Origin of the sequence: Phytoactinopolyspora alkaliphila, assembly GCF_010550695.1 — a bacterium.
GTDB lineage: Bacteria > Actinomycetota > Actinomycetes > Jiangellales > Jiangellaceae > Phytoactinopolyspora > Phytoactinopolyspora alkaliphila.
Window position 1 is genome coordinate 41,493 of sequence record NZ_JAAGOB010000011.1, and the last position, 24,676, is coordinate 66,168.

20 protein-coding genes are annotated in these 24,676 nt (G+C 69.3%); 9 read left to right on the forward strand and 11 right to left on the reverse strand.

Annotated elements, in window-relative coordinates:
* Nucleotides 1-213 precede the first annotated feature (213 nt).
* The 5 genes from G1H11_RS18855 to G1H11_RS18875 all read left to right on the forward strand — a co-directional run bounded on the left by G1H11_RS18855 (nt 214) and on the right by G1H11_RS18875 (nt 5,686).
* A complete protein-coding gene (locus G1H11_RS18855; protein WP_216843918.1) occupies nt 214-1,560 on the forward strand; it encodes an acyltransferase family protein in 1,347 nt (448 codons plus the stop codon).
* Nucleotides 1,557-2,924, forward strand: coding sequence for a sensor domain-containing protein (locus G1H11_RS18860; RefSeq protein ID WP_163820149.1), 1,368 nt, complete (start codon nt 1,557-1,559; stop codon nt 2,922-2,924). Before G1H11_RS18855 ends, G1H11_RS18860 begins: the two co-directional genes overlap by 4 nt.
* Before the next feature lie 19 nt (nt 2,925-2,943).
* Complete coding sequence (locus G1H11_RS18865; RefSeq protein WP_216843919.1) at nt 2,944-4,209, forward strand: sensor histidine kinase; 1,266 nt, start codon at nt 2,944-2,946, stop codon at nt 4,207-4,209.
* Nucleotides 4,210-4,242: 33 nt separating this feature from the next.
* Nucleotides 4,243-4,896 carry a response regulator gene (locus G1H11_RS18870; RefSeq protein WP_163820150.1) on the forward strand — a complete coding sequence of 218 codons (654 nt, stop codon included), beginning with the start codon at nt 4,243-4,245 and terminating at the stop codon, nt 4,894-4,896.
* Between the two features lie 115 nt (nt 4,897-5,011).
* Nucleotides 5,012-5,686 carry an ACT domain-containing protein gene (locus G1H11_RS18875; protein WP_163820151.1) on the forward strand — a complete coding sequence of 225 codons (675 nt, stop codon included), beginning with the start codon at nt 5,012-5,014 and terminating at the stop codon, nt 5,684-5,686.
* Here the strand turns inward: G1H11_RS18875 and G1H11_RS18880 are convergent.
* From G1H11_RS18880 to G1H11_RS18900, 5 genes are read right to left on the reverse strand one after another with little or no spacing between them, the layout of a single operon-like run.
* Nucleotides 5,683-7,803, reverse strand: a complete 2,121-nt coding sequence (locus tag G1H11_RS18880) for a RecQ family ATP-dependent DNA helicase (RefSeq protein WP_163820152.1) — start codon at nt 7,801-7,803, stop codon at nt 5,683-5,685. The two genes, G1H11_RS18875 and G1H11_RS18880, sit on opposite strands and share 4 nt — an antisense overlap.
* Before the next feature lie 44 nt (nt 7,804-7,847).
* Nucleotides 7,848-9,002 (reverse strand): CapA family protein, encoded by a 1,155-nt coding sequence (locus G1H11_RS18885; RefSeq protein WP_163820153.1) that lies wholly within the window; start codon nt 9,000-9,002, stop codon nt 7,848-7,850.
* 18 nt (nt 9,003-9,020) lie between these two features.
* Nucleotides 9,021-11,327, reverse strand: coding sequence for an NAD-dependent DNA ligase LigA (ligA, locus tag G1H11_RS18890; RefSeq protein ID WP_163820154.1), 2,307 nt, complete (start codon nt 11,325-11,327; stop codon nt 9,021-9,023).
* Nucleotides 11,328-11,338: 11 nt separating this feature from the next.
* Nucleotides 11,339-12,349 (reverse strand): uroporphyrinogen decarboxylase/cobalamine-independent methonine synthase family protein, encoded by a 1,011-nt coding sequence (locus G1H11_RS18895; RefSeq protein ID WP_216843920.1) that lies wholly within the window; start codon nt 12,347-12,349, stop codon nt 11,339-11,341.
* A gap of 10 nt (nt 12,350-12,359) precedes the next feature.
* The gene (locus tag G1H11_RS18900) at nt 12,360-13,034 is read right to left on the reverse strand and encodes a TetR/AcrR family transcriptional regulator (protein ID WP_216843921.1); all 675 of its coding nucleotides are present in this window, start codon (nt 13,032-13,034) and stop codon (nt 12,360-12,362) included.
* 101 nt (nt 13,035-13,135) lie between these two features.
* Here G1H11_RS18900 and G1H11_RS18905 point away from each other — a divergent pair, with 101 nt between their 5' ends.
* Genes G1H11_RS18905 through G1H11_RS18915 form a run of 3 tightly spaced genes read left to right on the forward strand, consistent with a single transcriptional unit; the run spans nt 13,136 to nt 15,775 of the window.
* Nucleotides 13,136-14,176, forward strand: a complete 1,041-nt coding sequence (locus G1H11_RS18905) for an SDR family oxidoreductase (RefSeq protein WP_163820156.1) — start codon at nt 13,136-13,138, stop codon at nt 14,174-14,176.
* Between the two features lie 27 nt (nt 14,177-14,203).
* Nucleotides 14,204-14,824, forward strand: coding sequence for a TetR family transcriptional regulator C-terminal domain-containing protein (locus G1H11_RS18910; protein ID WP_163820157.1), 621 nt, complete (start codon nt 14,204-14,206; stop codon nt 14,822-14,824).
* A 39-nt stretch (nt 14,825-14,863) separates the two neighbouring features.
* Entirely contained in the window at nt 14,864-15,775 is a 912-nt protein-coding gene (locus G1H11_RS18915) for an alpha/beta fold hydrolase (protein WP_163820158.1), read from the forward strand.
* Nucleotides 15,776-15,791: 16 nt separating this feature from the next.
* Here G1H11_RS18915 and G1H11_RS18920 read toward each other — a convergent pair whose 3' ends face one another.
* The gene (locus tag G1H11_RS18920; RefSeq protein ID WP_163820159.1) at nt 15,792-16,847 is read right to left on the reverse strand and encodes a class I SAM-dependent methyltransferase; all 1,056 of its coding nucleotides are present in this window, start codon (nt 16,845-16,847) and stop codon (nt 15,792-15,794) included.
* A gap of 282 nt (nt 16,848-17,129) precedes the next feature.
* Between G1H11_RS18920 and G1H11_RS18925 the strand changes: the two genes are divergently transcribed.
* A complete protein-coding gene (locus tag G1H11_RS18925) occupies nt 17,130-20,378 on the forward strand; it encodes an AfsR/SARP family transcriptional regulator (protein ID WP_163820160.1) in 3,249 nt (1,082 codons plus the stop codon).
* 32 nt (nt 20,379-20,410) lie between these two features.
* Here the strand turns inward: G1H11_RS18925 and G1H11_RS18930 are convergent, their stop codons facing one another.
* The 5 genes from G1H11_RS18930 to G1H11_RS18950 all read right to left on the reverse strand — a co-directional run bounded on the left by G1H11_RS18930 (nt 20,411) and on the right by G1H11_RS18950 (nt 24,613).
* Nucleotides 20,411-21,175, reverse strand: a complete 765-nt coding sequence (locus tag G1H11_RS18930; protein ID WP_163820161.1) for a DUF72 domain-containing protein — start codon at nt 21,173-21,175, stop codon at nt 20,411-20,413.
* Nucleotides 21,176-21,241: 66 nt separating this feature from the next.
* Entirely contained in the window at nt 21,242-22,471 is a 1,230-nt protein-coding gene (locus G1H11_RS18935; RefSeq protein ID WP_163820162.1) for an NAD(P)/FAD-dependent oxidoreductase, read from the reverse strand.
* 205 nt (nt 22,472-22,676) lie between these two features.
* Nucleotides 22,677-23,894 (reverse strand): non-homologous end-joining DNA ligase, encoded by a 1,218-nt coding sequence (gene ligD, locus G1H11_RS18940; protein WP_163820163.1) that lies wholly within the window; start codon nt 23,892-23,894, stop codon nt 22,677-22,679.
* Nucleotides 23,895-23,927: 33 nt separating this feature from the next.
* Nucleotides 23,928-24,179 (reverse strand): DUF2630 family protein, encoded by a 252-nt coding sequence (locus tag G1H11_RS18945; protein WP_163820164.1) that lies wholly within the window; start codon nt 24,177-24,179, stop codon nt 23,928-23,930.
* Between the two features lie 32 nt (nt 24,180-24,211).
* A complete protein-coding gene (locus G1H11_RS18950) occupies nt 24,212-24,613 on the reverse strand; it encodes a ChaB family protein (protein ID WP_163820165.1) in 402 nt (133 codons plus the stop codon).
* Nucleotides 24,614-24,676: the final 63 nt, after the last annotated feature.

Sequence of the window (24,676 nt, forward strand, 5' to 3'; positions counted from 1 at the left end):
AGACGGCAAACGCCCGGCCACGAGCTCCTTGCCGATCCTACGCTAGCGCTTCCTCGCGACACGCTCAGTAGGGCCAGCCCCACCCGGCGCGTGGTGAGTACCCGCAGGTACAAGACGCCAGCTGCCTCCGCTGCTATCGACGTCCCAGTTCACGAGGCTAGAGGCATGCTCACAGCATCTCGACGACCTCTCGACTACGCTTCTCCTGTCCCGGTGGCACCCGCCGTCCCGGCCCGCACGGCGCCGATTACCCCTCGAGACAGCTTCATCGACGTGCTCCGGGTCTTCGCGATCGTGACCGTCGTGGCCCTGCACTGGCTCATGCCGGCGCTCTCCTACGACGACGGCCTGCTGTCGACGGGCAACACGCTCGCCGCCCCAGGCGCGTGGGCCGTGACCTGGGTCGCGCAAGTCATGCCCCTCGTATTCTTCGCTGGCGGCGCCGCGGCGATGTTCAGCATCCGCGACCGGAGGGGCACGTCGTGGCACCATCGATGGCGTGCCACACGGCTGCGGCGGCTGGTATGGCCGGTGTTGCCGCTGATCATGGTCTGGTTGCCGCTTCCGCACCTGCTGCTCGCCATGGGCGTGCCGGCCGATCCGGTGGACACGGCATCCCGGCTGGCCGGCCGTCTGCTCTGGTTCCTTGCGCTCTACATTCTCCTGACCGCTCTCACCCCCGTCCTCGTGCGCGCTCATCGCCGATGGCGCGGGCGGGAGATTCTGGCCATGGCGGCCGGCGCGGTGGCTGTCGACGTCGTCCGCTTCGGCGTGCTCGACGGCGCGGACTACGTCGGGTTCCTGAACGTCGTCGCCGTCTGGGGAACCGTCTATCAGCTCGGAATCGCGTACGCGGCCGGCTCGCTGCCGTGGTTGCGTGGACGGCGCGCGGCTGCTCTCGCCGGACTCGGACTCGTCACGGTCGCCCTGGCGGTCGTCGCCGGCCCCTATCCCGCAAGCATGATCGGCATGCCCGGCGAGCCGGTCTCCAATATGAACCCTCCCACCGCCGTGCTCCTGGCCGTCAGTGCCCTGCAACTCGGCCTCGCCTTCGCGCTGCGCCCCGCGGTGGAGCGGTGGGCCGCTCAGCCGCCGGTGGCCACTGGGCTCGCCTGGCTCTCGGCACGGCTGATGACCATCTACCTGTGGCACATGCCGGCGCTCGCCGTGGTCGGAGGGGTGGCTGTGGTCGTCCTCGGCTGGCAGACGCCAGACCTGCTCAGTGCCGGCTGGCGGACCCAGATACCGATCTGGCTCGCCGCCCTGACAACCGTGCTGGCCGGCCTCGTGCGGCTGTTCGGCCCGCTAGAGCATCCGAAGCGATCGGCGTCTTCCCCGGGGCGGCGGCGCTCGCTGCTCGCCACGGTTCTGATCGGGCTCGGCCTGCTGTCGTTGACCGTCAGCGGTTTCAGCCCCGAGCTCACGTTCCATCCCGCCGGGCCGGTGGCCGCAGGGCTCGTGCTGGCCCTGGGGCTCGCCCTGGTGGGGGTAGCCCCACCCACGAACGTCCAGTTGACCGGCTCGCCTCAGCGGCAGCCACGAGAGAAGGTAGAAGCGTGAACACAGCGTACGAGCCCATGACGGGCATGCCATCCGGTGACAGGACAGGCGACGGAACCCGGCCGCCGGCGCCCCGAGCCGGGTGGCGCCAGGTCGGCCGCGACCTGACGTACCTGCTCCCCGGCCTGCCGATCGCGGTCGCGTCCTTCGTGCTGATGATGACCGGTTTCTGGCTCGGTGTCGGGCTCGTCGTCCTGGCTCTTCTGGGCTTCGTCATCCTCCTCGTCACCCTGCTCACGGCGCGCGGGTTCGCCGCCGCGGAACGAGCCCGGGTGGGACTTATGGAAGGCCGCAGGGTCGGCCCCGCGTACTACCGCGACCCGGGCGGCGCGGGCCTGTCTCGCATTACCGGCTACCTGCGCGACCCGCAGCTGTGGCGGGACTTCGGGCACGGCCTGATCATCTTGCCGGTCCGGGTGTTCACCTGGTCGCTGACCGTCGCGTGGACCGCCGCCGCACTCATGATCACCTACGGACTCTGGGCCTGGGCACTGCCCCAGAGCGACGAGGATCGGGGCCTTGCGGACCTGGTGTTCGGCTGGGATTCGCTGGCCGCCGAGGTCGCCGTGAACACCGCGATCTCGTTCGTCTTCCTGTTGACCCTTCCCTATGTGCTGCGGGGGCTGGCCACCGTCGAGGCCTCCGTCGCGTGGGCGTTGCTGACCAACGAGGGCGCCGCATGGCGAGCCCGCGCCGAGGAACTCGGCCGCAGCAGGCAAGCCGTCGTGCAGGCCGAAGCCGACACCCTGCGCCGGGTAGAACGCGACATCCACGACGGGCCCCAGCAGCGCCTGGTCCGCCTCACCATGGACCTGCAATCCGCACAACGCCGGCTGAACGACGACCCCCAAGCGGCCGGACCGCTCGTCGACGGCGCCCTCAAACAGACCCAAGAGGCACTCGCCGAACTGCGCGCACTCTCCCGCGGCATCGCACCACCCATCCTCACCGACCGAGGACTACGCGCCGCCCTCGCCGCCGCAGCCGCCCGCAACCCCATTCCCACCACCGTCGACGTCCACCTCGGCGGCGACGAGCGTCTCCCCGCATCCGTGGAGAACGCCGCCTACTTCGTCGTCACCGAATCCCTCGCCAACGCCGCCAAGCACAGCGACGCCACCCGCTGCGACGTCAGCGTCATCGCCGGCACCACCGGCGATGCGGAAGGCCGTGCGGTATCCGTCCTGCACGTCCAGGTCAGCGACGACGGCCGCGGCGGCGCACACATCGGCAAAGGCCACGGCCTGGCAGGCCTCACCGACCGCCTCGCCGGCGTCGACGGCATCCTCGACGTCCACAGCCCACCAGCCGGCGGCACCACCGTCACCGCCACCATCCCGGTGCCGTCTGCCCCGGTCTCGTGACCCCATCTACAGTTCACTCGTGCGGACGAGGCTAATGGCGGCGGAGACTATGAGCCCGCGGGAGACCGACCGGCCGGTCGCCGGCTGGCGGCAGCTCATCCGAGACCTCTGCTATCTCCTTCCCGGGATGCCCCTGGCCATCGTCTCGTTCGTGGTGATGATCGCCGGGCTCGCGCTGGGCATCGGCCTGTTTCTCCTGGCTTTCCTCGGCCTCGTGATCCTCGCCCTCACACTGCTGGCGGCTCGGCGATTCGCCATGGCTGAGCGGGCGCGGGTCGGCGTCCTGGAGGGCCGGGCCGTCGGGCCTGTCTACTATCGGCCGACGACCGGGCGGGCGCTGGCGCGTCTCCTCGGGCACCTGCGGGACCCGCAGAGCTGGCGGGATTGGCTCCACGGCGTCGTGATCCTTCCCGTGCGGGTTCTCACCTGGTCCCTGACGATGGCCTGCGTGGGGATCTGCGTGGGATTAACCCCGCTCATCCTGATCTCCTGGCTGGTCAGCGGTGGCGGAGGCTTCCGGGGGCTACCACGTGGGCTGGCCTTAATGTTGCGGGGGCTGGCCACCGTCGAGGCCTCCGTCGCGTGGGCGTTGCTGACCAACGAGGGCGCCGCATGGCGAGCCCGCGCCGAGGAACTCGGCCGCAGCAGGCAAGCCGTCGTGCAGGCCGAAGCCGACACCCTGCGCCGGGTAGAACGCGACATCCACGACGGGCCCCAGCAGCGCCTGGTCCGCCTCACCATGGACCTGCAATCCGCACAACGCCGGCTGAACGACGACCCCCAAGCGGCCGGACCGCTCGTCGACGGCGCCCTCAAACAGACCCAAGAGGCACTCGCCGAACTGCGCGCACTCTCCCGCGGCATCGCACCACCCATCCTCACCGACCGAGGACTACGCGCCGCCCTCGCCGCCGCAGCCGCCCGCAACCCCATTCCCACCACCGTCGACGTCCACCTCGGCGGCGACGAGCGTCTCCCCGCATCCGTGGAGAACGCCGCCTACTTCGTCGTCACCGAATCCCTCGCCAACGCCGCCAAGCACAGCGACGCCACCCGCTGCGACGTCAGCGTCATCGCCGGCACCACCGGCGATGCGGAAGGCCGTGCGGTATCCGTCCTGCACGTCCAGGTCAGCGACGACGGCCGCGGCGGCGCACACATCGGCAAAGGCCACGGCCTGGCAGGCCTCACCGACCGCCTCGCCGGCGTCGACGGCATCCTCGACGTCCACAGCCCACCAGCCGGCGGCACCACCGTCACCGCCACCATCCCGCTCAGCCGTTGAGCATTCCGTGGATGAGCATGACAAGCTATGGGCGTGCGTGTCGTTCTCGCTGAAGATTCTCTCCTCCTGCGCGAGGGGCTGGTCCGCCTGCTGACTGAAGCCGGGGCCGAGGTCGTCGAGGCCGTCGGCGACGGCGACGAGCTGGTGCGCTCGGTCGTCGACCACACGCCCGACGTGGCCATCGTGGACGTCAGGATGCCGCCGAGCTTCACCGACGAGGGGCTCCGGGCCGCGCTGGAAGCTCGCAAGCGGGTGCCTACGACGGCCGTCCTGGTGCTGTCGCAGTACGTAGAGGAGTCCTATGCCTCTGACCTTCTCGCCGACGGCAACGGCGGGGTCGGTTACCTGCTCAAGGACCGTGTATCCGATCTCGCGCAGCTGTCCGATGCACTCGAGCGAGTGGTCAGCGGCGGGACGGTCCTGGATCCTGAGGTGGTCGCGCAGCTTTTCGCCCAGCGCAGGCAGGACCCACTGGATCGGCTGAGCCCCCGCGAGCGCGACGTGCTCGGCCTGATGGCCGAGGGCCGGACGAACGCGGGCGTGGCCCGCGAGCTGGTGGTGACCGAGGGCGCGGTGGAGAAGCACATCTCCTCGATCCTCACCAAGCTTGACATCCACCCGTCCGACGACGGCCACCGCCGTGTGCTGGCCGTGCTGGCCTGGCTACGGGGGAATCCCGAGCGCTGACCCACGGACGCTCCCTTGGGTCCTGCACTCCGAGCGTCCCGGGCCACGGTCTGCAGGACCCAACGGACCGAGGACCGCAACACCGTCTTCACAGTCGAATGACAGGATCTCCCACGTGTCGTATCTGTTACGCGTCGTTCTGCCCGACCGGCCCGGCTCGCTGGGCGGCGTCGCCGCGGCCATCGGCGCCGCCGGCGGAGACATCGTTGGCGTAGACGTCGTCGAACACCGCGCGGACGGGCGGGCCGTGGACGACTTCCTCGTCGACCTACCCTCCGGCAAGCTGCCCGATGCGCTGGTCAGCGCCTGCCGTTCAGTCGAGGGAGTGGCAGTGGAGTTCGTCGGTCACTACAGCCCGGGCGCGCACCTGCATCGCGACCTGGAGGCCGTCGAGGCGATGACCGGCGACCCGGACCGGACCGCGGAGATCCTCGTGGATCTGGTGCCGGGCGTCTTCCGGTCCGGATGGGCACTGCTGGTGTCCCTGGACGACGGCAAGGTGAAGGTGGAGCGGGCGGCGGCCGGTGCACCTGAGGCCGACGGTTACGCGGCGCCGTGGCTGCCGATGCCCGGCCCGGTCCGGATCGGCACCGGCGACGGTTGGGCGCCGGATTCGTGGCAGGACGTGGTGGCCGTGGGCACACCCCTGGAATCGGGGCACCGGGCCATCGTGTTCGGGCGCGACGGAGGTCCGCGGATTCTCGACTCCGAACTCGCCAGACTCACCCATCTGGCCGCGCTCGCCACCGTGATCCGCCGGGACGGCGTGACCGGGCGCGACTCCGGTTAGGCGGCCGCCGCCAGAGCGAAGGGCAGCACTTGGGCGGCTCCGGCGTGTCTGAGCGTGCGACCGGCGACGGCCATGGTCCAGCGGGAGTCGATGAGGTCGTCGACGAGCAGGACGGCGGGGTCGGCACCCAGCGCGGCCAGCGACTCCCGGGTCTGGTAGCCGACGCGCCACCGGTCCCAGACTGAGGCGAGCCGGAATGCGCTGTTCCCGCCGGACTCGGCCGCCGAGCCCGACCCGGAAGCGGACTCCAGCGCGCCCAGGTCTGTCAGCCGGCCAACGGAGGCCAGATGCTGCGCCACGGAACCGATCAGCTGCGGGTGCCGCTCCGAGGGCACCCAGGCGACCGCCTGTGGACGCCGCTCCCACGGCCATTCCTTCAAGACTTCGACGCACGCCGCTTTCAAGGCGTCGTCAGCAGGGGCATCCTCGGCGTTGAGCAGCTCCCGCAGCCGCTGCCCCCAGCCCAGGTCGGTCAACCGGGCGATGACGCGGCCCTGTTCCACCCGGTCCGCTTCACCGATCTTGCCTTTCACGTCGACGCCGAGGCGGGACATGCCCGTGGGCCACTGCGCCCTCGGCTCCACCGGCACCCCTGCGCGGCTGATAGTGGCCCGGGCACGATCCCGTGCCCCGGCCGGAACTTCCGTGGGATACCAGGCGCCGGCGCAGACGTCGCAACGACCGCACTCGGCCGCCCCCGGATCATCGAGGACCTCCTGGAGAAACGCCATCCGGCAGCGCTCCCCGCGCTGATAGGTCCGCATCAGGTCCGCCTCGGCCTGCCGGGTCTGCGCCACCCGTGCGTATCGTTCGGCGTCGTAGGCCCATGACTGGCCGGTGGCTTCCCAGCCGCCCCTGACCCGGCGCACGGCTCCCTCGACGTCGAGCACCTTCAGCAAAAGCTCCAGCCTGGTGCGGCGGACGTCGGCGACAGTCTCCAGCGCGGCCGTGGACATGGGTGCCCCGGCGCTGGACAGCGCGGCGATGACCGCTTCGGCCTGATCCGGCTTGGGCATCGACACGGTGGCGAAGTAGTGCCAGATGTCGGCGTCCTGGACCGCCGGAAGCAGCAGGACGTCGGCCCGCTCGGTGGCGCGGCCGGCACGGCCGACCTGCTGGTAGTAGGCGACGGGAGACGACGGCGCGCCCACGTGCACCACAAACCCGAGGTCCGGCTTGTCGAAGCCCATGCCGAGGGCGCTGGTGGCGACCAATGCCTTGACCTTGTTGTGTAAGAGGGCCTGCTCGGCGTCGATCCGGTCAGCGGGATCGGTGCGACCGGTGTAGGCGAGCACGTCGTAACCGGCGTCACGGAGCAACTGCGCGGTGTCTTCGGCGGCCGAGACGGTGAGCGTGTAGATGATCCCGCTGCCGGGCAGCTCGCCGAGATGGGCGCTGAGCCAGCCGAGCCGGTCTTCCGCCGAGCCGAGCTTGAGGACGCCGAGCCGGAGGCTGTCTCTCGCCAGCGACCCGCGGAGGGTGTTGACTTCCGCTCCCCCGCTGCCCAGCTGCTCGGCGACGTCGGCCACCACCCTGGCGTTGGCGGTGGCCGTGGTGGCCAGCACAGGGGTGCCGGGCGGCAGCGAGTCGAGGAGGTCACGGATCCGGCGGTAGTCCGGACGGAAATCGTGACCCCAGTCCGACACGCAGTGTGCCTCGTCCACAACGATCAGCCCGGCGTTGGCCGCCAGCGTGGGCAACTGCTCTTCCCGGAACCGCGGGTTGTTCAGCCGCTCTGGGCTGACCAGCAGAACGTCGACCGCGTTCTCCGCCAGCGCGGCTGTGATCTCTCCCCACTCGTCGGCGTTGGCCGAGTTGATGGTGACCGCGCGGACTCCGGCTCGGGCAGCAGCGGCCACCTGGTCTCGCATCAGAGCCAGCAGCGGCGAGACGATGACCGTGGGACCGAGCCCGCGAGCGCGCAGCAGCCCGGTGGCCACGAAATAGACCGCGGACTTCCCCCAGCCGGTGCGCTGGACCACAAGCACTCGGCGACGGTGTTCTACCAGGTCACGTACCGCGTCCCACTGCCCGTCCCGGAAGGCGGCGTGCTCGCTGCCGACCAGGCGGCGCAGCAGGCCTTCGGCCTCGTCCCTGAGGTTCGCATCATCGGTCACGTTGCGACCGTAGCTCAACGGACCGACAAGCGGCGCACAATGCGTCAGGCGAAATCCGCCGCCAGCGCGGCTACAGCGCCGCCCGGCATATCCAGTGCAGCCCGGCGGACGCGGACTCCATGATCAGCGCTCACCTCGTCGAGCGTCGACGCCAGCCACATGGCGTCGGCGTCGGAGGCGTACTCCAGCCGCATCCGGCGTGCCCGCATCGGCACCATCCGCAGAGCCATCAGCGCGCCGGTAGGCACGTGCAGCGTCGCCAGGTACAGCAGCCGCAGGTCGTCCCGGTAATCGTCGTGGCCGGCGATGCCCTCGTAGTCGTTGATGAAGTCGCCGCAGCCGTACAGGACGAGCTTGCCGCGATACACCTCGACCGGCCGGGGATGGTGCGACGAGTGCCCGTGGACCAGGTCCACCCCCGCGTCGATCAGCCGGTGCGCGAACTCGACATGCTCCGCAGGAATGTCGTAGCCCCAGTTGCCGCCCCAGTGAATCGATACGACCACCAGGTCACCCGAGTGTTTCGCCGCACCGATCCGTGCGGCCAGGGACGCGGCGCCGGTTTCGCTCAGATCCACCAGACCGATTCCGGGCCGGTCCGGCCCCGCACGCCAGTCGTGGTCGATGCCACTGGACGGGCTGCCGATGGCGTAGACGACCACCTGCGTCGCTGTTGCGGCGTCACTCGCCGACGACGTGCGCACTCGCACGGCGACCGGACGTTCGGCCGCGGTGGCGTCGAGGCCGGCGCCGGCCCCGTCCAACCCGGCCCCGGCCAGGGTGTCCAGTGTCTCGGCCAGTCCGGACCGGCCGAAGTCCAAGATGTGGTTGTTCGCCAGCGCGCAGACATCCGGCTTTCCTGCCACCAGCGCCGCGATGTTGCCCGGACTCATCCGATAGTGCACGGACTTACCGGGCGCGAACTCGTCGCTCCTGGTGACGCTGGTCTCCAGGTTGATGATCCGGACGTCGGGCGCCACGGCTCCGAGGACGGACAAGGCTTCACCCCACGGCCAGGGAAACCCGACCGGGCGGGGAATCGGGCCGTTCACTCGCTCGGCCAGGTCCAGGTATGCGCGGGCGTCCCGCACGAACGGCTCACTCAGGCGCGGGTGGCCGGCGTTGGGGAGAATCTGGTCGACGCCGCGGCCGAGCATGACGTCCCCGCAGAGGGACAGGGTGATCGTCTCGCCTCCCACGCCTCCGCCCCTCCGGCGTCACTCCGCCGCTTGAACATGCGCCGCGGCTGCGTCGGGGCCTCCTTCGAGCAACGCGCGGAAGCCTTCCTCACCGAGCACCGGCACCCCGAGTTGCATGGCCTTGTCGAGCTTGGACCCGGCGCTCTCCCCGGCCACTACGTAGGACGTCTTCTTCGACACCGACCCCGACGCCTTGCCGCCGCGGACGAGGATCGCCTCCTTGGCCTCGTCGCGGGAGAACCCCTCGAGCGAACCGGTCACCACGACGGTGAGCCCCTCGAGCGTACGCGGGACCGATTCGTCCCGCTCGTCTTCCATGCGCACGCCCGCCTCACTCCATTTGCGCACGACGTCGCGGTGCCACGGCACCTCGAACCACTCGATGACGGACGCCGCGATGGTGGGCCCGACGCCGTCCACGGCGGCGAGCTCCTCCTCGGTGGCGTTCTGGATCCGCTCCATCGAGCCGAACGCGTTGGCCAGCGCGCGAGCGGCAGTGGGGCCGACATGCCGGATGGACAGCGACACCAGGACCCGCCACAACGGCTGCCGCTTCGCCTTCTCCAGCTGGCCGAAGAGCCGCTCGGTGTTCTTGGTGGGCACCGACGGCTTGCTCGGCGTCTCCTTGGTGTAGAAGTACGGCACCAGCTCGAACTCGCCGGTGGGCTGGCCCTTGCGGCGGATCTCACGGCGGATCCGCACGTCGCGCAGCTCTTCTATGCGCAGCCCGAACAGATCTCCTTCGTCACGCACCGGAGGCTCCGCGGGCTCGTCCGGCGCCGTCAGCGCCTGCGCCGCCTCCCAGCCCATCGCCTCGATGTCGAAGCCGCCCCGGCCGGAGAGGTAGAACAGCCGCTCGATGAGTTGAGCCGGGCACGACCGGGTGTTGGGGCAGCGGATGTCGACGTCGCCCTCTTTAGCCGGCTTGAGCGTGGTGGCGCAGGACGGACACTCGGTGGGCATGACGAAGGCGCGCTCGGATCCGTCGCGCAGCTCAGCCACCGGCCCGAGGATCTCGGGGATGACGTCACCGGCCTTGCGCAGCACCACGGTGTCGCCGATCAGCACGCCCTTGCGCTCCACCTCCGAGGCGTTGTGCAACGTGGCGTTCTCGACGGTGGAGCCGGCCACCTTGACCGGTTCCATCACGCCGTACGGCGTGACCCGGCCGGTGCGGCCCACGCTGACCCGGATGTCGAGGAGCTTGGTGGTGACCTCCTCCGGCGGGTACTTGAAGGCGATGGCCCAGCGCGGAGCGCGGGACGTGGAGCCCAGACGCCGTTGCAGGCTCACCTGATCGACCTTGACGACGACACCGTCGATCTCATACTCGACGTCGTGCCGGTGCTCGCCGTAGTGGCCGATGTACTCCTGCACCGCCGGCAGGTTTGGCACCACGCGCACCCGCTCGCTCACCGGCAGGCCCCACGCCTTCAGCGCCGCGTACGCCTCGGACTGGTACTCCACCTCGAAACCGCTGCGCTGCCCCAGACCGTGACAGATCAGGATGAGCGACGAGATCATCCGGCGAGCGCGGTCGAACTCGTCCTCCAGACGCTGCAGGGCCAGCTGCGCCCTGCCCTCACCGCCGGCCGCCTCCGCGCGCTTGCGAGCGGCGTCGATCTTCTCCTTGCGCCGGTCAAGCCGCTGCCGGAGCACGCCGGCGCCGGAATTGCGGGCGTTGGCGAACAGCGGCAACCCGAGCTCGCCTCGCTCGGCGTTGATCGCCTCGAACGCCTCCGCAGGGAACACCACCTCGCCGCGGATCTCCACCACCTCCGGCACCGGAAACTGGTCGGTGCCGGTCAGCTCCTTGGGGATGGCGTCGGCATAGCGCGTGTTGTAGGTGATGTTCTCTCCCGTGCGGCCGTCACCACGGGTAGCGAGGGTGGCCAGCCGGCCGTCTCGGTAGACGATGTCCACAGCCAGCCCGTCCACCTTCGGCTCGCACAGATACCGTGCGCCTTCTCCGACCTCTCGCTCCACCCGGGACGCCCATTCGGTGAGCTCGTCGAAGGTGAACGCGTTGTCCAGGCTGAGCATCCGCTCCAGATGATCGATGGGCGGCCACGAACCCTCGACCACGCCCGGCTCGGTCACCGGCGCGCCGACCTTCTGGGTGGGCGAGTCCGGCGTGCGCAGAGACGTGTACTGCTCCTCGATGGACTCGAGCTCGCGCATCAGCTGGTCGAACTCGGCGTCGCTGATGGTGGGCGTCGCGAAGTAATACCGCTGACGGTGCTCCTCGACCTCTTGCGCGAGGATGGCGTGGCGATCGCGGACCTCTGCGGGGACGTCGGCGATGTCGACAGGTTCGGTGCTCACAACAACAGAAACTACTGCTCCAGGGCGACAATGTCCGCGAAGGCACGGGCAGTGGAGCGCGCCAATGCGTAGGCGCGACGGGTCCAGGGTTCGTCCGCGCCGGCCAGACCGCACACCGGTGTCACCACCGTACGCGGCGCCATCCGGCCGGGATCCTGGTCGAGCCGCCGCCAGAGGCCCGACACACGCTGCGCCAGCTCACGATCGGTGGGTGGCGTGGCCGGCGTGGAGGCCGGCACCACGCCGGGCCAGAGCGCCAGGCCGGCGTCCACTGCCGCGGCGAGCTCACCCAGTGATGCGTCGTCGAGCAGCCCGGCGTCCAGCGCGACCGCCACCGCTCCGGCCTTCCGGATCAGGTCCGACGGCACGTCTGCGGCGCAGCAATGCACCACGACGGGTGCGCCGGCGGCGGCGATCACCGCTCCGATCAGCGTCTCGGCCTCGCTCGCATGCACAGCGCGCAATCGTCCGAACCCACTGATGGTGGGGATGCGCGCCGCAAGCACTGCAGGAAGGCTCGGCTCGTCCAGCTGGACGACCACGGACGCCCCCGGGACCCGGCTGCCGATCTCCGCCACATGAGCCGCGACTCCCTCCGCCAGGGACTCGGCGATGTCCTTGCGCGCACCGTGATCGGCGAGCGCCTTGTCCCCGCGCGTGCGCTCCAGGCTGGCGGCCAGCGTCATCGGACCGGCCACCTGGATCTTCAGCGGGCCTTCGAAGCCGTACGCGGCGATCTCCAGCGCATCGAGGTCAGCCCGGAGCGCCGATCTGGCGGCTCGCTCGTCGGCGCCGGACCGGTCGACCAGCCGCCACCCCGACGGCTGAAGATCGACATGGAGGTCGACGAGCAAGGCAGCCGAGCGCCCGACAATGCCGGACCCGGCTCCCCGCCTGGGCAGCTCCGGTATATGTGGGAAGTCGGTGAGCTCATCGAGAACGATCCGCGCGGCCTCGTCGCGGTCCTGATACGGCAACGACCCCATACCGGTGGCGGCGGCCGGCTTCCACGAATACTCCACAGCCGCGACTCTATGTCGCTTCGGCATCATGCCCGCATGCGGTCACCGCGGACTCCAGCAGGCGGGTGATCTGAGCCGTCACCTGCTCCGGGGCGGTGCCGAGCTTGCCTTCCTCACCAAGCTGGCCGTCTAGCCACAGTGAGGCGATGCCGTGCGCCAGCCCCCACACCGCCATGAGGACGGCTTGAGCGTTGGCCCGCGCCACCACGCCGCTCTCGACGCAGTCTGAAACCACGTCCGTGAGCACGTCAAACGCCGCGTCTCCCGCCGTGCGGGCGGCCAAGTGTTTGTGCGGCTCGGAGAGCTCCGGACGGAACATCAACCGGAAGTAGCCAGGCTCGCTCCGGGCGAAATCCACATACGCCTGCACGAGCGCCGAGAGCGCCCCGACACCGCCGGATCCCGCTCTCCGGGCCGCGATCAGACGCGTGGCAAGCAGCTCGAACCCGTCCGCGGACAGCGCCGCCAGCAGAGCGGACCGATCGGCGAAATGATGGTACGGAGCTCCTGGGCTGACGCCCGCTTCGCGCGCGACCCGCCGCAGGCTCACGGCCGCGATGCCCTCGCTCTCGATGAGCCGCAAGCACGCGCTCATGAGTTCTTCACGCAGCGCGCCATGGTGGTACGTCGTCCGGGTCGGTGGCACGCCTCCGAGGTTAGGCAGTTCCGGCTTGACAGTCGACACCAGCACAATCTATACAATGCTTAGATATGTAAGCAATGTTTAGATAGACGCGCCAGGCAGCCACGGAACGCGAGCCAGCGCGAAAAAGAAGGGCACTCGATATGGGAGCACGTGTACTCGTCACCGGCGCTTCCGGCTTCGTCGCCGGCCATTGCGTCCGTGAACTCCTGGAACACGGGTACGCCGTTCGCGGCACGGTGCGAGACACCGGCGCGGCACACAAAGTGGCACACCTGCGCGACCTGGCAGGGCGCACCGGCAGCGACCTCGAATTGGTAGCGGCTCACCTCGACTCGGACACCGGCTGGAAGGACGCGGCGGCTGGGTGTGACTACGTCATGCACATCGCCTCCCCGTTTCCCGCGCGCCGGCCCGGAGACGCGCAGGAACTCGTCCGGCCAGCGGTGGAGGGCACGTTGCGTGTGCTGCGGGCGAGCGTGGCTAGCGGCACGGTCGGACGAGTGGTTCTCACCTCTTCGCTCGCGGCCATCACCTCTGGGCACGAGCGACGAGGCGACGCCCGTTTCACCGAGGACGATTGGTCCGTGGTGGAACGCAGTACCGCTTACCAACGCAGCAAGACACTCGCCGAACAGGCCGCCTGGGACTTCGTGCGAGATTTACCCACAAACAGTGGGCTCGAGCTGACCGTCCTCAATCCCGGCCTGGCACTCGGACCCGTTCACTCGCCCGCCGTCGGGACCTCCGTCGACGTTGTCAGGATGCTCCTCGCCCGCCAGCAGCCGGGGTCACCGTCACTCGGATTCGCCGTCGTCGACGTCCGCGATCTCGCCGTGGCACACCGACTGGCCATGGAATCGCCCGCAGCCGCCGGCAAACGCTACATCTGCGCAGGCGACAACATCTGGATGCAGGAGATCGCCGCCATTCTCGCCGCGGAGTTCAACACGCGCGGCTACCGGGTACCCACACGCGCTATCCCGAACTGGCTGATGCACGTGATGGCACGCTTCGACGAATCCGCCCGGCTGGCGCTCGAGATGCTGGGTCGCCCGGAAACGGTCAGCGCCCACAGAGCGCGCCAGGAACTGGGATGGACGATGCGGCCGGTCGAGCAGTCTGTCATCGACACGGCCGCGAGCCTGATCGAACACGGGGTCGTCGGCCCCCGCAGCAAGTGAGCGAACGGTCGTGCTAATCTTCTTTTCGTGAGCAAAGGGGCCGAGACACGCCAGGAGATCCTCCGGCAGGGCGTCAGGACGGCGTACCAGGTGGGGCTCCGCGGCTTGACCATCGGCCAGCTCGCATCGGCCTCCAGCATGTCCAAGAGCGGCCTGTTCGCGCACTTCCAGTCCAAGGAGGCGCTCCAGCTGGCCGTTCTCGCCGAGGCGCGCGCCCAGTTCATCGACACGGTGGTCCGTCCGGCGCTCGCTGCGCCGCGCGGGGAAACCCGGGTCCGCGAGCTCTTCGACCGCTGGATCCACTGCGGGCTGTCCCGGCAGCCCGGCGGATGCCTCTTCGTGAAGGCCGCCACGGAGCTCGACGAAGACGACGGCGCCGTCCGTGATCAACTGGTCCAGGACCATCGTGACCTGCTCGACACCATCGCCCAGGTGTTCCGTACGGGCATCGCCGAGGGCCAGTTCCGCGCAGACGCGGACCCTGATCAGTTCGCCACCGACCTCGACGGAATCATGCTCGCGTTTTACCACGCCCACCGGCTACTGCGAGACAACGCGGCGGAGACACGCGCCCGGCGCGCGTTCTCCAGGCTGCTCGACGACGCGCGTCCCATTCCGGCGCCGGCCACCGCCCCGCCCCAGCTCTAACCCCGTCCAGCCCCTGCCGTCAACCCCATGTGAGGTCAGATGAAAACCGCCGATCGACCCAAAAATAGCACGATCGTTCGTCCTGGAAATGGCGGCGCGCCCTCGCTCCGGGCGGCTTTCAAGCTTCTCGACCGGCTCGCGCCCGCCGCGGCCGGCCGGTGGGCGCTGCGCCTGTGGTGCACGCTCCCGCCGGGAGCGCAACGTCGCCACGACAACCGGCCGTCACCCGGGCGCCGCTCTGACCTCGAGCACGACGGCCGCCGCATCGCCATCGAGATCTGGGAGCCAGCAACTCCGGCGAGCGACCCCGGCAGGGTCAAGACGGTGTATCTGGCCCATGGCTGGGGCGGCTGGCGCGGCCAGCTCGGTGCGTTCGTCGAGCCGCTCCAGCGAGCAGGCCGCCGGGTCGTCGCCTTCGACGTCGCCAGTCACGGCGATTCCGGACCAGGCGAGTCCGGACCCGGGCGTGCCACCGCCGTGGACTTCATCGCGGCGCTGACCATGGTGAGCCGGGCGCACGGCGAGGCGGATGGCATCATCGCCCATTCGCTCGGCTGCACGTCCACGGCGATGGCGGTCCGCGACGGGCTCGACGCGCGCCGGCTGGTGTTCGTTTCTCCGGGCGTCGACCCGGTCTCGAGCCTCCGTCTGATGGAGAAGATGCTCGGCTTCGGACGCCGCACCCGCAAGCACTTGTTCATCAAGCTCGAGAAGCTGGCGAACCGGCCCTTGGACGACTTCAACATGCTGCTGACGAGCTCGGCCGCGCAGGTGCCGCCTGCGCTGGTCATCCACGACCGCGACGACAAGCAGTCACCGTACGACGACGGCGTCAAGGTGGCCTCCACGTGGCCCGAGGCCGAGCTCGTGAGTACCGATGGCCTCGGCCACCAGCGCATACTCCTGGACGAGCGAGTGATCAAGCTCGCCGTCGACTACGTGTCGACGTGATGTGCGGGCTTGATGATCACGGTCGCACCTCGAAAACCCGGGCAAACTCCGTCTCGGTGGTCCGGCGAAACCGGGTGAATCCTGCCTCGCCGAGCAAGCGGGCCCACACCGAGTCCGGAACCTGATTTCCCAGCTCGTACGGCCCGCTTTGGGACCGCGCGTGCGGCAGGCTGACGAGGGCCGACACTGCTGTGAAATACCGGCTTGCCACCGACATGTCGGCTCCGCACCGCTCGATCGCCATCGGCTCGATCAGCATGAGCGTCCCGTCTCCGGTGAGGGACCTGCGGATGTGCCGCGCGACGCCCACTGGGTCGGCCATGTCGTGCAGCACGTCGAAGGCGCAGACGAGCTCGTAGCTGCCGGGGTATCCGGTAGCCGCCATCGTCTCGAACCGCACGCGGTCGCCGACGCCGGCGTCGCGAGCACGACGTCGCGCCAGATCGATCGACGGATGGTGATTGTCGAAGCCGACGAAGACGCTGTTCGGAAACGCCTCGGCGAGAAGGACGGCGGCCGCGCCTCGACCACAGCCGACGTCGGCCACGCTGATTCCCTCCGCGAGCCTCTCCACCATCCCGTCCAGCGTGGGCAGCCAGTCGTGGACGAGGTGTTCCCGATAGGAGGGCGCGGACAACTGGTCCGTACCGCGAAAGAGGTCGTCGTCGTGCTCATGCCACCCGATGCCCCGCCCGGTCCGGAAGGCCTCCACGGCAAGATCCTCGTCCTTGTGAAGCACACCGGCCACCACGGCGGCTCCGGTCAGGAAAGCCGGCGATTCGGGATCGGCGAGAACTGCGGCCTGAGCGGCGGAGAGCTCGAAGCGGCCGTTCTCATCGCGCTGGCAATACCCGCCGGTGTGCTGGGCGACGAGCCACTCGCGCACGTACGCGGGTTCACAGCCCGTGCGGCGGGCCAGCTCCTCCGCCGTCGCGGCCCCTTGCGCGAGTGCTGGCCACAAGCCCAGCCGGTCGCCGAGGACCAACGTCGCGAGGTGCGCGGCGGTCGCGACATCAGCCGCCACCTTGCACCTGAACGCGCCCACGTCGTCGGAGTCGACCGGCACCCCCATCCGAAACCTCCACGACTCGCACGACGTCCGCGTGGCCGGCGTGGGCGTTCATCCGCATAGCGTGGGACTCCGAGCCGGTCGGCACGCACAGGGCTGAAACCGACAGATGCTCGCTGCTGGCTGCGGCACATTCCCCCTGCCTGACGGCCCCCCTGGATCGACGTACCGCAACCAGCAGCTCTGTCCCCCTGATGTACCCTCGCGGCGAGGGGTCAAGAACCGGTCATGGTCGGGTAAAGAGCTCGCCCCGGCCAGTCCGCCACGCAGGGGCAGGCGATGAGCATGAGCGTTGCGCACCTCGTTGATGTCAGCGTTCTGGGGCCACTCGAGGTCAGCCGTGCCGGACGTGCCGTAGAGATTCCCGGCGCCAAGCCGCGCGCCGTGCTGATCATGCTCAGCCTGCACGCGGACACGGTCGTGTCCGGCGGGGCCCTGACCGCGCTGTTATGGGGGGAGCACCCTCCGGCCACGGCCCGCAAGGCATTGCAGACCCACATCTCCACTTTGCGCCGGGTCCTCGGGCCCGGCGTCGTCACGACTCGTGGAAACGGATGGGTGCTTGCCCCTAGCCGCTGTGACGCGGTCGAGTTCGAAGCCGCGGTACGGGACGGCAGGGAGGCGCTCGCCCGAGGTGCGGCCAACGAGGCTGCCGCGAGACTGACGGAGGCGATCGGGGCGTGGCGGGGCGCGCCTGAGCTGCCGCAGACGTCGCGCGGTCACGCCGAGGTCACCCGGTGGATCGAAGAATACGAATCGGCCGTCGACGACCGGGTGGACGCCCAGCTCGCCTGCAATCGCGCCTCCGACCTGATCGGCGAGCTGGAGGCGAACCTGGCCGAGACCCCGCTACGGGAACGTCGCTGGGCGCAGCTATGTCTCGCGCTGTTCCGCGCCGGTCGCCAGGGTGACGCCCTGCACACATACCAGCGGGTGCGCAGGCTGCTAGCCGACGAGCTGGGGGTGGAGCCCGGTCCGGAGCTGCGCCGACTCGAATCGGCCATCCTCGCGCAGGACCCGGCACTCCTGCCGCCGGCGCTCCCACCCGCGGCCGCATCGCCTACGCCGGCGCCCGCCGCCCTGGACACCCCAGTGACGCTTCCGGCCCCCGCGACGACGTTCGTGGGTCGTCAGGACGAGCTCGCTCGCCTGGCCACACTGCTGGCCACCCACCGGATCGTGACGGTGGTGGGGCCGGGTGGCATGGGCAAGACACGTCTCGCGGTGGCGGCAGGCGAGTCGGCGACCGCGGAGTTCCCTGCCGGTGTTCTCTTCGTCGACCTGGCACCCGTGGCAGCGGAGTTCGCCGCCGTGGCGGTCGCGGCGGCCACGGGCGTGACCGAACAACCAGACGTCATCCTCGAGCAGGCCATACACCAGCATTTCGACCGCGGTCGTGCACTGTTGATCCTGGACAATTGCGAGCACGTGGTCGATACCGTGGCGCCTTTCGTGGACCGCCTCACCCGTGCCTGCCCGAACCTCGTGGTGCTGGCGACCAGCCGGGAGCGGCTCGGCGCGGCAGGCGAGCAGGTCTACACCTTGCCCGCACTGTCTCTGGTAGGGCCAGGTACGGGCGGGCCCAAGGGTTCCGAGGCCGAAGCGCTGTTCCTGGACCGGGCGCGGGCTGTCGAGCCCGGTTTCGACGCGGAACCGGCGCTCGTCGGGGAGGTCTGCGCCAGATGTGACGGATTGCCGCTGGCGATCGAGCTGGCCGCGGCCAGGGCTGCTTCGCTGGGCATCGACGGGCTTCTCACCGCGCTCGACGACAACCTTCGCGCACTGGTCGGCTCACGCGGCTCGACCGGGCGGCACCGCTCTGTACGTACCGTTCTCGACTGGAGTCATGAACTGCTCGACCCCGACGAGCGGGTGCTGTTCCGGAGGATCGGGATGTTCGCCGGTGCGTTCGACCTCACGGCCGCGCTCGCCGTGGGCACCGACGGGCAGAGTCCCGCCGCAGTGATCGACATCCTCGGCCGGCTGACCGACAAGAGCTTGCTCGTGCACGTGCGGACACCGTCGGGCAGCCGCTGGCGCCTGCTGGCCGTGGTACGTGCGTATGCACGGGACAAGCTCGCCGCCTCCGGCGAGTGGAACTCGATCCAGGCTCGCTACCTGACCTGGGCCAGCACCACCGCGGCCGAGCTGGAACACCAGCTCAACACGGGCGGCCCATGGCGGGACGAGTTCGACACGGTGACCGGTGACCTGCGAGCTGCTTTGCACTTCGAGGTCACCGCGGCCAGTGATACCGGTACCGCCGAGCAGGCCAGAGATCGCCTGACGCTTGCGCTCGCCCTGGCCCGCCTGCACGCCCGCAGCGGCGCCTTTACCCTCGCCGAGCACGCCTACGAGGAGGCCATGGGCATGGCCCGTGCCTCCAACGACGCGGATCTCCTCGCCCAAGCGGCACTGGGCGCGTCCGAGACCGGAATGTTGTTCGGCGTAGCCCAGACGCACCGGATCGCGCTGCTCGACGAGGCTCTGGCCGCCCATGCCGGCCGGCCCACAGCGCTTCGGGTCCGGCTTCTCGCCCGGTTCGCCACCGAGCTGTACTGGTCACCGGAACGAGACCGGAGCCTGGCCATGGCAACCGAAGCGGTGTCTCTGGCGGAGGAACTCAGGGACGACGGTGCTCTGGCTCACGCCCTCTACGCGCGCCACTACGTCACCCGATCACCGGGCGAGTGGCGCGCGAGCCTGGCTCTGGCCGAACGAGTGACGCAGACCGCCCAGCGTTCCGGGGAGACACTGCTGGAACTCGCCGGCCTCGCGGCGCAGGTGATCGGTCAGTTGCAAGCGGGCGAGATGGCGGCCATGGCCGATCGGATGGAGACACTTCTGGAGGCCGCGAGCCAGCGGGACCACCCGGAGTTTCAGTGGTACGCCACCGTCTATCGGATGGTGAACGCACTACTGACCGGCGACTTCTCCGATGCCGATGAACTCGCCGCCACCGCTGAGACGCACGGCAAGGGCGCACCGGAGTTCGCCATCGGACTGTTCTTCGCCCAGGTGATCACCGATTTGCGGGAGCTCGACACGCCGGGCCACGTCCAGCGCACCGCGCGGCTGGCGGAGATGGCCGATCAGTTTCCCCGTGTGCTGGTCTGGCGCTGCCTCCGCGTTCTTCACGTTCTCGACCGTCCGGCATGGGCGGCCGAAGAGGCCACGGCATTGCTCGGCGAACTACTGGCCGAGGATCCCCGCGGCGATCACTGGCTGGTCGGTTCGTGTCTCCTGGCCGAGGCAGCGGCCGAACTTGGCGACGTCCGCATCGCCAAGCCGCTGGCGGAGGCGCTGCGCCCGTTCGCGGGACAGATCGCGGTGGCCGGACGAGTGGCCGCGTGCCGTGGATCCGTCTCACACGCCCTCGGCCTGCTCGCCCTCACCCTCGGCCAGGCCGACGCGGCGGTGGTGCACTTCGACGAAGCCACCAGCCAGCACGAGCGGCTCGGCGCCCAGCCGTTCATCGCCCGGAGCCGGGAAGCGTTGGAGCGCGCCCGCGGCCACGGCGCCGGACATGTGTAGACGGAAGATGTCTCGATCGATGACAGACCGGGTCAGTCACCGAGCCGCGGAGTGCGCGTGCACACCCGGCCATGTGCCCTGGTGAGCTCAGCGAATCGGACCGCATTGCGCACAGCCGCCCCTCCAGGGTCATTGTTGAAGTACACGTACACGTCCGCGTTCTCCGGCCAGGTTCCACACAGCCGGCGCACCCACGTGCGCATGGCCTGGTCGCCATAGTGCGGCCGCGGGCACGCCATGCCCTGATGCATCCTCAGGTATGCCCATGCGGCCGTCCGCCAGAGCGGACTACGCGGACGCCCGCGTACATCGGCCCAGCAGAGGGCGGCGCCGTGGGCGGTCAGGATGGCACGGACGTCGTCGGTCCACCACGAGTCGTGCCGGAACTCGACCGCCACGCGCACATGGTCGGGAAAGAGCGCCAGGCACGCGTCGAGCCGGGCGGGGTCGGCGTCCATCGTCGGCGGGAGCTGCACGAGCACGGGCCCCAGCCGATCGCCCAGGCCTGCCGCGGCATCGAGGAAGCGCTGGACCGGCTCTTCCGCGTCGCGTAATCGTTTGATGTGAGTGAGAAACCTGCTGGTCTTCACCGCCATGGTGAAGTCGCCGGGCAGCTGCGCTCGCCAGGATGCGAACGTCTCCCGGCTCGGCAGCCGGTAGAACGCGCTGTTGTTCTCACAGGTGGCGAACGCCTCGACGTAACGGCCGAGCCAGCGCCGCTGAGCCAGCCCTTCCGGATAGAGCACACCGCGCCAGTCTCGGTACTGCCAACCCGACGTCCCGATTGTCACCGGCATGATGCCATTGTGCGTGTTCCCTCCCGGACACGCAGGTTTTCTGACCGCGAGCGGGCCAGCCGGCTGTCAGGCCTGGTCCAGTGCGGTCTCCGGGTCGGAGAGCCGTTCCGGTTCGACAGTCTGGCCGGAGCGCACCAGTGCCTCGATGGGGGCTATGCCGTCGTCCCACATGTTGACGTGCATGCCGGCGACGACACGGCCGCCGTCCAGCCAGAACGCCTGAAACACCCGGCCCTCCACGTCGCCGCGGAGAACGACGTCGTCGTATCCACCCGGCGGAGCGTGCCCGATGTACTCCATCCCGAGGTCGTACTGATCGGTGAAGAAATAGGGCAGCCGGTCGTAGGAGACGTCCTGGCCGAGCATGGACCGGGCCGCCGCTGGGCCGCCGTCGAGCGCATTGGACCAATGCTCGACCCGGACCCGCCCCGGCAGTACAGGATGGTCCATGCTGGCGATGTCACCTGCGGCGTAGACGTCAGGATCCGACGTCCGCAGCGCGGCGTCGACGGCTACGCCGTCGTCGATGTCGAGCCCGGCGGCGACGGCCAGGTCGATCACCGGCCGTACCCCGATGCCGACCACCACCGTGTCGGCCATGATCTCGTCGCCATCCGCCGTGACCACCGCCACCACACGGCCGTTGTCGCCGATCACCTCGCGGACCTCGGAACCGAGCCGCAGACTCACGCCGTGTTCGCGATGCAGATCGGCGAACACCCGCCCGACCTTCGCCCCCATCACACCTTGCAGCGGCAGGTCGGCCACCTCGATCAGGGTGACCTCGGCCCCGTGCGTCCGGGCCGCCGCGGCCACCTCCAGGCCGATCCAGCCGCCACCGATGACAGCCACCCGGTGCCCCGGTTCGAGCACGTCGAGAAGGTGGTCCGCATGCGGCAGCTCACGCAGGTAGTAGACGGCGTCCAGTTCTGCGCCGGGGACGTCGAGCCGCCGTGGCTCGGACCCCGTGGCGAGGAGGAGCTTCTCGTAGCCGATCCGCTCGCCGCCGGCAACCTCGACCTGGTGATCGCCCGGATGCAACGCCGTGACCCGGACGCCCAGCCGCAGGTCGATGTCGTGGCCGGAATACCACTCGAGAGGGTGGACGAACGCCTTCTCCCGCTCGTCGGCGCCGAGCAGATAGCCTTTCGACAGCGGCGGCCGCTCGTACGGCGGCAGGTCTTCGGCCGCGAGCAGCACCACCTGTCCGTCGAAGCCTTCCTCACGCAGCGTCTCCGCCGCCTTGGCCCCGGCCAGGCCCCCACCCACGATCACGAACACACCCTCGGTACTCATGTGGCTGACACTGACCGAAAGGTGACCACACTGTCAACGGCAACGGTTCGAAGGGCCACCAAACGCATTGTCCTTCCGGACAGAGTCACCAGCGCCCAGCTACTCGACCGGGAGGATCGGATATAGCTCACCTACGATGACCGGCTCACCCGCGCCTGCCGGCACAACGGGTTGCGCACCGCGGTGCCCGGCCGCTGACCCGCGATCACGCGCCGTCACGCGCGAACGACGTTCCGGCCCACGGGTCGTAATCGACTTCCAGCGGCTCCTGCGGCGGGCGCTCAGCCTCTGGAACGTGCTGAAGGTTGACCCGGATCCGGTACCAGAGCGAACTCCGCCCGCGCATCCCGTCCACGAGCACGTCGGCCGGCTCCAGCCGGTCCGCCACCGCGGGGTGCCTGGCCTTCCAGCGATCGAGCCCGTCCAGCGCCTCCTGCTTGCTCTTCGCCCGGGCGATCTCGATCAGCGGCATCGTCTGCCGGCGACGCCCCACGCCCTTCGGAGGTTTCTCCGCGGGGCCCAGCCGCTCGGCCAGTTCGAGCAGAGCGTCCAGCGATCCGCCGGTACCGTCGATGCCTTCCCACGGGTCTCCCAGAGTCGCGTACCGCTCCTGTACCGACTCGATGGTGAAATCCTCCGGCCCGCAATCACGTACCTCGTCCCAGTGCAGCGGCGCCGACACCCGGGCGTCCGGGGTGGGCCGCACGGAGTACGCCGAGGCGACCGTGCGGTCCTTGGCGTTCTGGTTGAAGTCGACGAAGACACCTTCACGCTCTTCTTTCCACCATTTGCTCGTCGCGAGGTCCGGCGCCCTGTTCTCCACCTCGCGGGCGACAGTCTCCGCCGCGAGCCGGACCTGACGGAACGCCCACCGAGGATCGATCCTGGCGTACACGTGGAATCCACGCGACCCGGAGGTCTTCGGCCATGCCGTGAGCCCGTGATCCTCCAGGACCTCCTTGGCCACGAGCGCGACATCGACGATTTGCCGCCATTCCACACCGGGAACCGGGTCAAGGTCGATGCGAAGCTCGTCCGGGCGGTCCAGATCCTCGGCCCGTACCGGATGCGGGTTGAGGTCGATGCAGCCCAGGTTCACCACCCACGCAAGGCCAGCGGTGTCCCGAACCACCACCTCGTCGGCGCTGGTCCCAGACGCGTACCGCAGCGTTGCCACGTCAAGCCACTCCGGCCGTTTCGACGGCGCCCGCTTCTGAAAGAAGGCTTCCTCGTCGATCCCCTTGACGAACCTCTTGAGAATCATCGGGCGCCCCGCGACACCTCGCAGGGCGCCGTCGGCCACAGCCAGGTAATACCGCACCAGATCCAGCTTGGTGTAGCCGCTGAGGGGGAAGACCAGCTTGTCCGGGTTGGTGACGGTCACCTCGCGTCCGGCCACCTCCAGCACCTGTGACGACGACATTCACCAACCATAAGTCCTCGCCGGGTGCACGGCCTACTGAAGATAGTTCTCGACTTCCTCGGTCGGCCGGGGAGCGGCCTCTTGCGGATCCTGACCCGCCTCGGCACGAGCGCGCCGCTGGCGCAACAGGTCCCAGCACTGGTCCAGTTGCTCCTCAACCCTTCGCAAGCGTGCCTGTTCCTCGTCAGTGCTCATCTCCCGAGCTCCGGCACTCTCCCGCAATCGGCGTTCTTCGTCGACGAGCTCGTGGATCATCGACAGTAAATCTGCCTCGGTCTGTGTCATCTGCGCCTCCAAGACACCACGTGCCGTGCGATTCAGCTGTTCCGGCTCTTCCGGGTCTGCCGGGCGTTCTCTTTCTGCAACGCTTCGACGAGCTCGTCCTTCGACATGGTCGAACGGCCCTCAATGCCGAGCTTCTGCGCTTTCTCATAGAGGTGCTGTTTCGAGGCGTTGGCATCCACTCCGCCGGCGGTCTCGGTTTCACGTTTCCCCGCTCCCCGTTCGGCCTGGGGATCGGACGGCCCCTTGCCGTCCTTCGGCTCCCAGTGGTCGCCCACCTTCTCGAACTCGTGCTTCAACGCCGAGAACGCCGTGCGGTGCGCTCGCTCACCTTCGCCGTACGTGTCCACGGCGGAGTCATGAGCTTTGATCCACACCTCCTGGGCGCGCTTCGGCGATCGCTCAAGTGTCGACGGCAGTTCATCGCGTGCTGGCATGACGATCACGCTCCTCTGGTGATGCCCAGTGGTCCCACTCGCCGATACCCTGCTAAGCGACGC